General features: G+C 56.7%; 8 protein-coding genes and 1 pseudogene. 6 read left to right on the top strand and 3 right to left on the bottom strand.

Annotated features, from left to right (window positions below):
• Window positions 1-151 precede the first annotated feature (151 nt).
• From O987_RS21050 to O987_RS28420, 5 genes and pseudogenes are all read left to right on the top strand, one after another.
• On the top strand, window positions 152-1,066 hold the full coding sequence (locus O987_RS21050) for a LysR family transcriptional regulator (RefSeq protein ID WP_043374580.1): 915 nt from the start codon (window positions 152-154) through the stop codon (window positions 1,064-1,066).
• 457 nt (window positions 1,067-1,523) lie between these two features.
• Window positions 1,524-2,036 (top strand): MarR family winged helix-turn-helix transcriptional regulator, encoded by a 513-nt coding sequence (locus O987_RS21045; protein WP_043374577.1) that lies wholly within the window; start codon window positions 1,524-1,526, stop codon window positions 2,034-2,036.
• Between the two features lie 239 nt (window positions 2,037-2,275).
• The gene (locus tag O987_RS21040; protein WP_144244958.1) at window positions 2,276-3,559 is read left to right on the top strand and encodes a citrate/2-methylcitrate synthase; all 1,284 of its coding nucleotides are present in this window, start codon (window positions 2,276-2,278) and stop codon (window positions 3,557-3,559) included.
• Between the two features lie 117 nt (window positions 3,560-3,676).
• Window positions 3,677-4,612, top strand: a pseudogene (locus tag O987_RS21035) (integrase core domain-containing protein); the annotation flags it as partial.
• A gap of 745 nt (window positions 4,613-5,357) precedes the next feature.
• A protein-coding gene (locus tag O987_RS28420) for an IS5 family transposase (RefSeq protein WP_144245004.1) occupies window positions 5,358-6,115 on the top strand; the annotation gives its coding sequence in 2 pieces (ribosomal slippage) (window positions 5,358-5,703 and window positions 5,703-6,115; 759 coding nt in all).
• 13 nt (window positions 6,116-6,128) lie between these two features.
• Here the strand turns inward: O987_RS28420 and O987_RS21025 are convergent.
• Genes O987_RS21025 through O987_RS21015 form a run of 3 tightly spaced genes read right to left on the bottom strand, consistent with a single transcriptional unit; the run spans window position 6,129 to window position 10,439 of the window.
• Entirely contained in the window at window positions 6,129-7,631 is a 1,503-nt protein-coding gene (locus tag O987_RS21025; protein ID WP_043374571.1) for an aldehyde dehydrogenase family protein, read from the bottom strand.
• On the bottom strand, window positions 7,628-9,436 hold the full coding sequence (locus tag O987_RS21020; RefSeq protein WP_051962223.1) for a thiamine pyrophosphate-binding protein: 1,809 nt from the start codon (window positions 9,434-9,436) through the stop codon (window positions 7,628-7,630). Before O987_RS21020 ends, O987_RS21025 begins: the two co-directional genes overlap by 4 nt.
• A gap of 13 nt (window positions 9,437-9,449) precedes the next feature.
• Window positions 9,450-10,439, bottom strand: a complete 990-nt coding sequence (locus O987_RS21015) for a Bug family tripartite tricarboxylate transporter substrate binding protein (protein ID WP_043376740.1) — start codon at window positions 10,437-10,439, stop codon at window positions 9,450-9,452.
• Between the two features lie 650 nt (window positions 10,440-11,089).
• Here O987_RS21015 and O987_RS21010 point away from each other — a divergent pair.
• Window positions 11,090-12,286: a porin gene (locus O987_RS21010; RefSeq protein ID WP_229227503.1), complete on the top strand. Its 1,197-nt coding sequence runs from the start codon at window positions 11,090-11,092 to the stop codon at window positions 12,284-12,286.
• The last annotated feature ends 27 nt before the right edge of the window (window positions 12,287-12,313 follow it).

Below are 12,313 nucleotides of genomic sequence, written 5' to 3'. Positions count from 1 at the left end.
TGGTCTGACGACAGTACCTTGTGTCTGGCCTCATTTTGCAGTGGCCTTATGCGCATGCATGATTCCGGATGCAGTGCATGTAAGGTGCTTGGCTAAGGCTGGAACTCCAACAACTTTTCAAACTATAGACTTATTGCATAGCGTGGACAAAATGACGCCTTCTCAAGAGGACTTGAATCTGCTAATTGTCTTCGAAGCGCTCATGGAAACCCGCAGTGTGTCTAAGGCTGGCGAGCAATTGCACCTGAGTCAACCTTCTATGAGCCACGCGCTGTCGAAGATGCGTAAGGCTTTCGACGATCCAATGTTCGTGCGTGTTAAGAACGAGATGCAGCCTACGCTAAGGGCGCAGGAGGTCGCTGAGCCGATCCGGCAAGCCCTCGAACTCGCCCGCCAGCATATTTTTTCCAAGGTGGCGTTGGACTTGCGTACTTCCTCGCGCATATTCACGATCTGCATGACAGATGTCGGCGAAACTTGCTATTTGCCGCTGCTGATCAATGCTGTACGCAAGCAGGCTCCAGGTGTTCGCCTGAGAACGGTGTCCCCTATCGTGGAAAAGCTCAAGGTAGGTCTGGAATCAGGAGGTGTCGATCTTGCCGTTGGGTACTTTCCCGATATCACTAGTGGAGGTGTTTTTCAGCAGAGGTTGTTGCGCAATAGCGGATTTCTGTGCATCACGGGCGACAGGGAGCTCGCCGCGCGCGGCGAGCTGGATATCGCTTCGTTCCAAGCCGCGGAGCACATTGCGGTCAGAACAGAAGGCCGTAGCCAGGAGGTCATTGAGAAGGCTATGGCTGCAATGGGCGTGCAGCGGAATGTGGTGGCCACGGTTCCCCATTATCTTGGCCTGTTGACCATCATTCCGCAAACCGAGCTGACAGCCATTATTCCGATGGATCTGGCCAGTGCGTTTGACGGCAAGGAAGGTATAACGGCCATCCCGCTGCCGTTCGCGTCGCCGAGCGTGGAAATAATTCAGATATGGCACAGGCGCCACCATCAGGATCCGGCGCATCGTTGGCTGCGTACGCTAGTGAGGGATACTCTGCAAAGGCGGTGCTAGCCTAGGGCATATGTGTGCCGGTGCAATGCACAAGGCTTGCGCTTGGCGGGCACCTTGTACGTTCTTGTAAAACGCCCTCCTCAGAGATTTAAGATACAGAGTAGCCTGATCCTGCTGACTGCTGCATGTCATTTTGGGGCGGTTATCCTACAGTCGGCGGCTTACGGTACTGCCGCTCAGGTGTACTTTCAATTTTGCCTGTGGTGCCGTATTGCTGCGTGTTCTGTTTCTGCAGTGGTGGAGTTCGGAACTAAGGAATGCGGAGTGCTATATTTGCTAAGCTCGCTTGGCCTGGTTTCGTACCTTTTCATTCTTCTCCCCCTTGTTTGTGCCTGTCGGCTCGTGTAGACGTAGTCGCTCGTTGCCTGTGTTGCGGGGAATAAATCAGGCAAAGTGTCTGTTAGTATGCATTGAGGGATGAACATTGGCTAAGAAAGCAAGGACAGAATCAGCAGAGATGGCGAGCCGAATCCTGCAGCACTGGCATGAGGGCGTTCCTGACGATCGCTTGGCTCACTTGGTTAAAGACGCGACGCGCGCATTTCTTCGGTCACTGCAGAATCGTCTCGCGCGCTACGATGTTCAGCTCGGCCATTGGACTTTTCTGCGGATCCTCTGGGAAAGGGATGGACTCACCCAGGCGGAGCTGAGCGTTGAGGCAGGAGTGATGGCGCCCACGACGGCCATTGCACTGAAAGCCATGGAAGAGTTAGGATATGTCGTGCGAAGGCACCGGCCCGACAATCGTAAAAGCATGTACGTATTCCTTACGCCTGCAGGCAAGCGCCTCAAGGCAAAGCTTGTGCCTATGGCCGAGGAGGTTAACGCACTGGCGGTTAAGTCTCTGTCGGATGCGCATGTCGGGATCGTGCGGCGCTCGCTATTGAAGATTATTGAGAATCTTGCGAATGACGAGTGTATCCAAGATGACACGAGGAGAGCGGCTGTCCAAGGTTCCCCAAAGCCTTAACCCGTGGAGGCGCTAGCCCTCATGCCTAGGCGCTGACCCGCATAGAGCAAGACGCTTTTGAGAATCTTGGTAGATAGGCTAAATGCCATGTCCCATGCGGCAGTTGGCTAAGCTCGCTCTCTGCGGTAGATTCCATCTGTCGTGTAAAATTATTAGATGGCTAATAAATATGAGCCATGTAGATATGGCACGCTTTATGGAATCCCTTGCCATTGCAGGTCTGGATTGCGTGGGACCCCATGATCACAGGCTCTGACTCCACGTCCTCTCGACACCCTGACTTCCTTGATGCGAAGGCTAGTCTTGCCCTCCTGGGCGTTCGACCACAGACGCTCTACGCATATGTGAGCAGAGGGGCAATTCGTAGTGTGCCTCAGCCCGGGACCAAAGCGCACCTATACAGCCGAGCGGACGTTGAGCGGGTCATTGCGCGTGCGGCGGCCCGTGCAGGCCATGCTGCTGCGGCAGCTGGCGCGATGGACCATGGGCAGCCCATCATTAGCAGCGGAATAACAGAAATCACCGAGGCTGGCCCAGCATACCGAGGCTATCTGGCTAGTGACCTCGCGCGCCAGGGTGTTCCATTCGAGCGCGTTTGCGAGTTGCTATGGGGCGCTCCGCTCGACGTTGCCAGAATTGGCGCTTGGATAATCCCTCCGCGGGAGTTGGCTCGCGCTCGGGAAGCTGGCTTGCGGATTTTGCACGGCACCGACCCGCACACAGTGTATGGGGCGATCGCAATGCTGGCCCTTGAGCTGGGACGTACCCGCAAGCTGTCGGGCAGCGGCGGTCGTGTTGGTGGCGTGGTGCAAGAGCCGCATCTGCTGATCTCTGCCATTGCGCAAGCGCTAGGCTGTGTCAGCCCCGTACACGCGCTGACGCTGCCGGAGCGTTCGGAACTGATCGCGTCGACGCTCATTCGCTCCTTCGGATGCGAGGCCACGCTCGAGCGGAGCCGCGCGGTGAACGCGCTGCTGGTGCTCCTTGCAGACCATGAGCTGCCGCCAGGCACCCTGGCTGTTCGGGCCGCGGCATCGGGTGGGGCAAACCTGTTCGACTGTATTTCCGCGGGCATCTGCGCTAGCTCCGGGACCGAGATCGCCGGGCACTATGCGATCGTTGACCGCTTTCTGACGGCAAGACCGACGGCGGTTGCGTTGCGTGAAAAGGCCATTCGCCTTCACCAAAGCGGGCAGCAGATACCGGGGTTCACGCATCCTCTCTACAAGGGGGGCGACCCGCGCGCGAGGCACTTACTTGCCATCGCCGCCGACTTGGCTGACGACTCTTTCGACATGAGACAGGTGTTCGATTTCGTCGCTTGGGCGCAGGAAAACCTCGCAGACCATCCCAGGCATGAGTTCGCACTTGTCTGTCTGGTGCGCGGGCTTCGGCTGCCCGTGTGGTCGGCTGCGGTTCTCTTTTTAGTGGCGCGCATGGCTGGTTGGGCGGCGCACGTACAGGAGCAGCGCGGCGCGACTGGCCTGTGGCGTCCGCGCGCCCGTTATGTTCCTCAACCATGAGCGTGATAAGGCCCTGACGCACGTATTGCTGCCTCGCTCGCGTCGTCTTCTGTCGCTTAGATGTACGGTCCCAGGAAGTCATGGTGCATTCTTCAGCCTGGAACAGGAGAAAGCACTATGGCAATCCGCCTGCATGGTAGCGCCCGCACGACGCCGCGTATCCGCGCAGAACTCCAGCTAGCGACCGGCTCCCATCGGTTCTTGGCCAAGCTCTACGGCATCAACCCCAAGACCGTGGCCAAGTGGCGTGCACGCACCTCGGTTCTCGATGAGCCCATGGGGCCTCGGGACAGAGCAAGCCAGCATCTTTCCCAAGAGTAAGAACACTTGGCAATTGCATTGCGCAAGCAAGGGCATCTGTCGCTGGACGATCTCATGGGACAGCATCCAAGCTCAGCCGTAGCGCCTTGCATCGATGCCTGCAGCGTCACGGAATCAGTTGACAGCCCATAACGCAGGTGTCACAAAGGCACGGAAAGTTTGAAGAAGCGACGCTGGGCTTCGTGCCCATCGACAGCGCCGAAATGAAGGTCTCCCGCACCAAACAGCACACGTTCGTCGTCATAGACCGCGTCACAAATTCACGCATTCCGCGTTCTTTGACAGGGCCACGAAAGCCAATGCAGCAAAGTTCCTTCGACAGGTGCTTGGGGCCTTCCTGTACCGCATGCATTCCCTTCTGACGGAAAACGGCATGTCCTTTACGGGACAAGAATGCTTCAGAGGCGGTGTCACCGACACATGCATCGGTCACATCTTCGAGCGCATCTGCAAGTTCAATGGCGTCGCGAAAACGCATACCAAGCCGTATCACCCGTGGACGAACGGCATGGTCGAACGCATGAACCGGACCTTCAGGGAATCCACGATCAAGGCGTACGAGTACGAGGGACTGGAGCAACTACGGGAGCATGTCCAGACCTTCGTTCAAAGCTACAACTTCGGCAAGCACTTGAAGGCGCTCAGGTGGAAGACACCATTCCGGCCGATGTGCGAGGCATGGGAAAAGACCCAAGCCGCTTTAGACTTCATCCGCACCATCTCTCTGTGGGACTGAACGACAAGTCCTGTGAAATACTGGCACAAACTAGGCCTAGCCGCATAACACCAGTCCAAACTCTTATCCGAACCTCCTGGGGGCCAGTTTTGCGTGGAAATTAACAACCCAGGTGCTCGTGTGGATAGGATACTGGCATAGATCCTTGCTTACCCGGGTAACCCGATGGGTCAGTCATGTGGAGTGCGCTGTTTTCAAAAATCACCCGCTTGAGCAACAACCAGGTAGTAAGGCTGGCTAGTTAGCTATACATGTAGTCGAGTGCGAAGCGCATGCTGCAGTCAACGAGCTTCTTGCTGGGTCTAGCATTTTTCTAAGGCCTTGCACAGCCGTCTCGCCGACAGGATGTAGTGCGGGGCGCTGTTGCGACCGGTGCCAGCACAGTCAGGCCGCCCCATCTGGTTGTCCTAGACTGAGAAAAAAGGTATTCATCTTGGGCGACCGCTGGCTGTCGCCATGTAGCTGGAACCGGTACGCGCTCCGCCGTGGATCAGTACTATGGGTGGCTTGCCGGTCTTCGCAACTGGCCTCAATATCTCATAGTAGGCTGAAGGTTCGGTCACGAAGCTGATGCATACTCACACAGCGCCTTGGGGCTTGCACTGGCTTGGAAAGCGCTGTTACAGGCGACTGCAGCTAATATAGCGCCCATACTAATGCCAGTATGGAAGAACCTCCGATTGTCAGAGTACCAGGATTTGTTGAGATTTGATCCTTTATCTCCGCGGCTACGTGACAATCATCGCGGTGATGCGATATGTTTTGAGAGATGGACAATGGACTCGTATGAGTCCATTGTGTTTGGGGAAGGTTGGAGACCGAGGACGCAGTGGCTCCAACAATCGACTCTTCTTGGAAGCAGTGCTTTGGATTACACGAACAGGTAGCCCTTGGCGAGATTTGCCACCCGAGTTTGGTAAGTGGAGCACCGTCTTGAAGCGGTTTCGCGACTGGGTCAAAGCTGATGTTTTTCAAAAGCTGTTTGATGCAGTCAGCGATCAACCGCACATGGAATACGTGATGTTGGATGCAACGATGGTGCGAGTGCACCGGCATGGTAAGGGTGCAAAAGAGGGTCTGCGGGCTAGGCCATAGGTCGCAGTCGAGGTGGTTTGACCACCAAGATCTTGGCGCTGACAGATACCCTTGGGAACTTGATCCGATTTGTTTTGCGGCCAGGCCAACGACATGATCTTCAAGGTGTAGAGCAACTGCTTGAAGGCATAGATCTGCTGGCATTGCTGGCCGATAAAGCATTTGACGCAGACTGGCTGGAGCAACGCTTGCTGGCACAGGGCTTCCAAGTGGTGATTGCACATAAGTCCAATCGGCGAGAGCCCTTGCAGATTGATATAGAGGTCTACAAGTGGCGGCACCTGATCGAGAACTTCTTTTGCAAGCTCAAGGAGTTCAAACGTATTGCAATGCGCTGCGACAAGACAGACAGCAGCTTCGCTGCTGTCATCACGTTGGTATCGGCTGTGATCAATTCACGTTAAATCTCAACACGCCCTAGTCGAGCCTCACGTTGACGTTCTTGACCTGCGTGAACTCCAGTAGTTCCTCCTTGGATTCCTCCCTACCGACGCCGGACTGCTTGTAGCCGCCGAACGGCGCGCCAGGAATATGTGCTGAGCATTCGTTGACCCATACATATCCGGCCTGAATACGTTTGGCGGCGCGCAAGCCGGTGTTGAGGCTCGTGGTCCACACCGAGGCCGTAAGGCCTAGTTCGACGGCATTGACATCGGCGAACATTTGGTTCTCGTCTTCCCAAGAGAAGACCGAGAGCACAGGACCGAAGATTTCCTCGCGCGCGATCCGCATATCGGGGAGTACGCCTGTGAAGATGGTCGGTTCGATAAACAGACCGGCTTGCAGATGCGCTTCGCGTGCCGGGCAGCCGCCCGTCAAGAGCGTGGCTCCGTCCTCGATGCCTGCACGAATGTAGTGCAGGGCACGCTCGTACTGAGCGCGGCTCGCCATCGCTCCCATGGTCGTGTCCGAATGCGTGGCGATACCGGGCCGGTGCTTCTTCGCGAGTTCCGCCACTACACGCTGCATAAATGTGTCGTGGATAGATCGGTGTACGTATAGGCGACTGGTAGAGCCACAGGACTGCCCACACCATGTGAAGTTCATACCTCGCACGGCACCTTCCACGGCGCGGTCCAGTTCGGCGTCGGGATAGATGACCATTGCGTTCTTGCCGCCGAGCTCAAGCAAGGTGTGCTTCATCGTGTCCGCAGCAGACCTCAGTACAGCCTTGCCCGCGCCAACACTTCCAATTAATGCGACAGCGGCAACATCTGTATGTGCAGAGAGCGCGGCGCCCGTTTCGCGCCCGCCGGTGACGCAGTTCAGTACCCCGGGAGGAAACAGGTCCTCGAGAATTTCCAGCAATCGAATGGTCGAGAGAGGGGCTTGCTCTGGCGGTTTGAGAATGACGGTGTTGCCTGCTGCGAGAGGTGCCGCGATCTTCCCGGCAGCGAACATGAACGGATGGTTGAAGGGGAAGATGCGTGCCACAGGGCCGAGGGGCTCCCTGAGCGTGTAGTTCAGCGAGCCATTCGCGGTCGGAATGGTTTCGCCCTTGATCTCAAGCACTAGTCCCGAGAAATAGTCCAGTTGGGTGGCAGCGATCTCCGCATCCATCTGCATGGCGTGCACGGGATTACCACAGTTGGCGGCGTCTAGCAGCGCTAGCTCCCGTGAATGCAGTCGTACGCGGCGTGCGGCCTCGCGTAATAGCGCGCCACGCTGCAACGGAGGCGTTTCGGCCCATGTCGGGAACGCGGACTTGGCTGAGGCGACCGCCGCGTTCACTTCTGCCTGGGATGCGCAGGGGATATCGGCCAGAAGGTCACCGGTCGATGGGTTGAAGGTCGCAATTGTGTCGCTCCCACCTTCATGCCAACGTCCCGCCCAGAAATGACCGCTTGAACGCGGTAAAGTGCTCTGGATGTACGGGGTCAGGTCGCCGCTTTCCTGCAGGGAGATTGGTATCTTCGTCATGCTTGGCTTCCTTCATGATCTTCATGCGAACGGGTCATGCCGGAGGTCATTGCAGCGCTGTAGCCTGGAGTGACCCGTACGTCGACGACAACGGTTGAGCCAGCCCGAACCGCTGCTACGGCGCGAGCTAGTATCTCGTCAAGCATGGCCGGGTTGGTAGTCGGCCCAAAGCCTTGTAGCCCCAGTCCGCGCGCGAGTGCAGCTAGATCCGGATCCGGGTCTCCGATTCGCTGCCCGATCCAGCGATTTTGCACTGGTCGGTCACGGTCGCGTGCCACACGCTCCTGATGCAGTTCGTCGTTGAAAAAAGAACAGTTGTTGCATACAACAGTGAGCAGCGGAATGCCGGCATTGGCCGCTGTCCATAGTGCCGTCAGGCCCATCAAGTAATCGCCATCACCTGTCATCAGTACGGGGAGACGATCGGTATCGCGAAGTGCCAGTGCAGCACCTACGGCCATACCCGGTCCTGAGCCAATACCTGCACCGCCGTCCATGCCTAGGTAGTCCAGAGGATCGCGAAAGTGGCCCATCTCTCCACTCCATCCCAGTGGCACGCGAATCAGCGTCACGGGCTGCTCGCCTGCTGCGCGGCGCAGGGCATCCGCGACCATCGCAATACTGATTGTGCCGTCCTGCAGCGCCGGCAGCTTGGCGGCTACCGTCTTCGAGGGGCGAGTGGCGACCGAGCGGCGATTGCATGCGGCGGATAGGAGAGGAACGGCGACGTCCGGTTCAACTGGCATAAATACGTCGACCGGCGGGAGGCCTTGATGGTCCATGCTCCAGCCGCGATGGCTGTAGTGGTCGAGTGAGACCTGGATCACTTTGGCGCTCACAGACTCACCGCGCCATGCCTGTTGGAGTGTTCCATTCAAGTCGTACCAATCAAGACTAAGGACGACGTCCGCGGCGCGCAGCGTAGCTGCCGCCTCGGGTGAGAGAAAGACACCTGGCACGGCGGCGTGAAGTTCATGGTCCGTAGGAAAGGACGCACCAGCGCGCAGGTCAGTGAGGACCTCCGCATTTAGCTTCTCGGCCAGTTGGATGCGATGGCGCCAGCTTTCGCTCGAGCGAGATACGCGTCCCATGAGAATGACGGGCCGAGTTGCCGAGGAAAGTAGTTCTGCGGCTTTCTCCAGATCTTCCTTGCCCGGTACAGCGGGTGAGGCAACCTCGTATCGCGAGACGTTGGGTAATGGCGGGATCGCGTCGATTCTCGTCTCTTGTAAGGAAACATCAAAACAGACGTAGGTTGGACCGGACGGTGCAGTCAGTGCAATCTGTTTGGCTCGGAGCAGCGCTTCATAAGAGGCAACAACGGAAGCGGGCTGCGCATCCCATTTGGTGAAGTCGCGTACCAACGCACCTTGGTCCTGCGCGGTATGCATCCAGTCGATCCAAGGGCGGCGTTTTGCGGCATCGACTGGGCCCGTTGCGCCGAGAACCATCACCGGCACGCGGTCTACCCAGGCATTAAAGATCGCCATAGAAGCGTGCATCAGTCCGACATTACTGTGGACAATGGCAGCCAGGGGCTTTCCTGTTACCTTTGCATAGCCGTGGGCGATAGCAACGGCATGCTCCTCATGAAGCACAACCAGCATTTGGGGGTTGATATTGCCCAGGTGGTTGACCAAGCTGTCGTGCAGACCGCGAAAGCTTGATCCGGGGTTTAGTAGGACATAGGGGATATCAAGCGCGCGGATCATCTCTGCGATCGCATCGCTAGCCCACAGACTGTCGGTATCATTGCCAGGGAGTGGAATGTCTCGACGCAGCGGGACGGGTTGCATTGAATTCATTTGGTTGCTCCGTTTAATCGGCTTTGATGCCTGCGCCCTTAATGACGCTGGCCCAGCGCGCGGTATCTCTTTCGACAAGTTGGGTCATTTCTTGCGGTGTCGAGGATCGCGCTTCAATACCTTGCTCCGCTAGCTTTTCTTTAACGCCCGACTCCTCCAGAACTCTGGAGACATCGGCGTTGATACGCTTGATCACTGCGGAGGGGGTGCCTGTTGGAGCTGCCAGGCCTAGCCAGATTTCGCTGTCGTACTGGGGTAGGCCTACTTCTGCCATTGTTGGGACATTGGGTAGCAGGCTGGCGCGCCGGGTCCCACCTACGGCAAGCGCTCGAAGCTTACCGCTGCGAATGTGTGGCAGCAGCGAGTTGATGGCACCGAACTGAAGGTCAACCTGTCCAGCTAGCATGTCCGTGATGGCGGGGGCTGCGCCTTTGTAGGGAATGTGGGCTATATCAGTGCCTGTCATGGACTTGAAAAGCTCTGCCGAGAGATGCTGCGGACTGCCTGAGCCCGACGATGCATACGAAAGTTTCCCGGGGCTGATTTTTGCGAGAGCGACTAGCTCCTTCACAGTGGTAACCTTCAAATTTGAATTCACGACCAGCACTACGGGTACTGTGCCCAATTGCGTCACTTGGGCGAAATCGCGTGCAACAGCGTACGGAGTGTTCGGCAGCAGCATCGGGTTGATCGACATCGTGTTGTTGTTGGTTATTAGTAGCTTGTAGCCGTCAGCAGAGGCTTTGGCCACTTGGTCGGTGCCGATACTTCCTGCTGCGCCGGGCTTGTTGTCCACGATGACCGGCTGATGCCAAATTTGGCTAAGCCGCTGCCCGACTACTCGGGCGATAACGTCGTTGCTACCTGCTGGGGTGAAGGGGACGACAAGTGTGACCGGTTTTGCCGGATAGTTCTCTTGTGCAACGGCCGTATGGCCCAGGAAGGCGATGACCAAGGCTGAGGTCACACATAGCGACCGCCGGGTTAGGCTTGAGTTTTTCATGGTGTCTCCAATATCGGGCAACTAAACGTGCTCTCTGGGGATTCAAATGCTAGGAAGTCTGTTGACTGCCATCAAGCTTGAATGCTCCCTCAACCTATGGGCGGTGGCGAAGGGAGAAGGAGTCTTTCGTTAAATGGCTCCTCCAGCTACGTTGCTCTCGGCTGAGTAGTACCTTCGTGCTGTGTGCGATGAAAAGGTTCTACGACGTAATCTTCAATTCGATGTAGCACGTTCCGGTTCACAGCCAGGGTGGGCACAAATAAATTGCTTTGTGAAGCGCAGAAGGTGCACTGCCTCATGAAATCGATAAATCAATTACGGCGCGGTTACCGAGCGCGGCCTGTCTGCACACACTGTGCTTGCCGAACTGGTGATACCTAGTGCTCAGATGGCATTGATCACTTAATCAATCCGGGTTGTTTGGGATGGAATGGGGGACACTTCTCGAGCGTTGCTTGTTTGCCTGCGACGCCTCGCAGATAAAGCGTGGCACCTCAGCCACAGTCGGGAATTCTGAACCTAGGAAATTTACTTAGATGGCTATCTAAATTGTTAGATGGCTACCTATACTTCGCAAGCCAGAGGAGCCATGTTGAATTTGAGATTCATCTGAGGATGTGGACGCTGGAAGACTGTGCTTGGGACTGCCCATGAAGATTCAAGTGCATTGTGAGGAACAGGAGTTGGGGCAAAAGGCCCCAAAAAAAATGAAGGAGACATCAATGATCGGACTGACCAAACATGCTGTGGCATGCGCGGTGTTGCTCAACGTTTGCGGAGCAGCGAACGCACAAGGAAGTGTGACCATTTATGGGCGCATGGACTCTGGTGTGGATGCCCCTCGCTCGAACGGTTCCAGCATCAATCGCCTGTATTCGGGCGGCAGCGCTGGTAGTAACCTAGGCTTCCGAGGTGTAGAGAACTTGGGAGGAGGGCTCTCAGCCGTTTTTCGCCTAGAGCAAGGCCTTAACCTCGATGAAGGTACCTTGGCCCAAGGCGGACGTGCATTCGGGCGGGAAGCATCGGTTGGCCTCAGCGATACAAGGCTCGGTACTGTGCAGATGGGGCGCGTTCCTACGCCCTACTATTTGGTCCAGAGTAATGTGGACGCCTTCATCTGGGAGGGAGCGGGTGGGCTGCTGTCGCTCACCCGAAACATCAGCTCAACGACGCAGCGACAGGTATTGCCGATGGGGGTAGCGGCTCGCCAAGATAACGCCATCAATTATGTGTCTCCGCGCTGGGGGGGGCTTGAAATACGCGGGCAGTATTCCTTTGGTGAGAAGTCCGCGACGATCGGTCGCGGTTACGGCGTATCTGGTCGTTATCAGGCTGGTAGCTTCGACCTCAATGCTGGCTTCCAGTGGCAGGAGGGGGCGGACAACGCCGGCTCGGGTAAGGTCTCGGCAATGGTGCTGGGGGGATCCTATGATGCCCGCTTCGCTAGGTTTTTCCTCGGCACGACGGTTGAGAAGAACTCCTGTAGTACCTGCACTGGTGCCATCGCTCGACTGCCAGGAACTTCCACAAGCGAATTCAGGTTGACCAACGTCGGTGTGCGCGTGCCATTTGGGTTGTTCACCGCCATTGCCCAATTCACTCGAGTTAACGACCGCTCCGACTACACCGCTTCAACCGGCAATCGCAATGCTAATTGGATTGCCTTTGGTGGTGACTATGACTTGTCTAAGCGAACGCGTCTTTACTTCGGTGCCGCTCGGATTACCAACCAGAACGGATCGCAGTACGTGCTAGGCACTGGAACTGCACAAGCTCCAGCAACGTTAGTTGGCTCGACGAATGGAAGCTCACGCAATATCTACATGGGGGTACGGCACAACTTCTGAGGGCGGCTCGTAGAGCAACCTTGCATT

The organism is Comamonas testosteroni TK102 (genome assembly GCF_000739375.1).
GTDB lineage: Bacteria > Pseudomonadota > Gammaproteobacteria > Burkholderiales > Burkholderiaceae_C > Comamonas > Comamonas brasiliensis.
This window is presented reverse-complemented; position numbering and strand designations above follow the sequence as displayed.

Excerpts from the sequence above, each read along its gene's own strand:
- O987_RS21025 (WP_043374571.1), bottom strand. The coding sequence starts at position 7,631 with ATGACGAAGATACCAATCTCCCTGCAGGAAAGCGGCGACCTGACCCCG.
- O987_RS21015 (WP_043376740.1), bottom strand. The coding sequence starts at position 10,439 with ATGAAAAACTCAAGCCTAACCCGGCGGTCGCTATGTGTGACCTCAGCC.
- O987_RS21010 (WP_229227503.1), top strand. The coding sequence starts at position 11,090 with ATGAAGATTCAAGTGCATTGTGAGGAACAGGAGTTGGGGCAAAAGGCC.
- O987_RS21050 (WP_043374580.1), top strand. The coding sequence starts at position 152 with ATGACGCCTTCTCAAGAGGACTTGAATCTGCTAATTGTCTTCGAAGCG.
- O987_RS21020 (WP_051962223.1), bottom strand. The coding sequence starts at position 9,436 with ATGAATTCAATGCAACCCGTCCCGCTGCGTCGAGACATTCCACTCCCT.
- O987_RS21045 (WP_043374577.1), top strand. The coding sequence starts at position 1,524 with ATGGCGAGCCGAATCCTGCAGCACTGGCATGAGGGCGTTCCTGACGAT.
- O987_RS21040 (WP_144244958.1), top strand. The coding sequence starts at position 2,276 with ATGATCACAGGCTCTGACTCCACGTCCTCTCGACACCCTGACTTCCTT.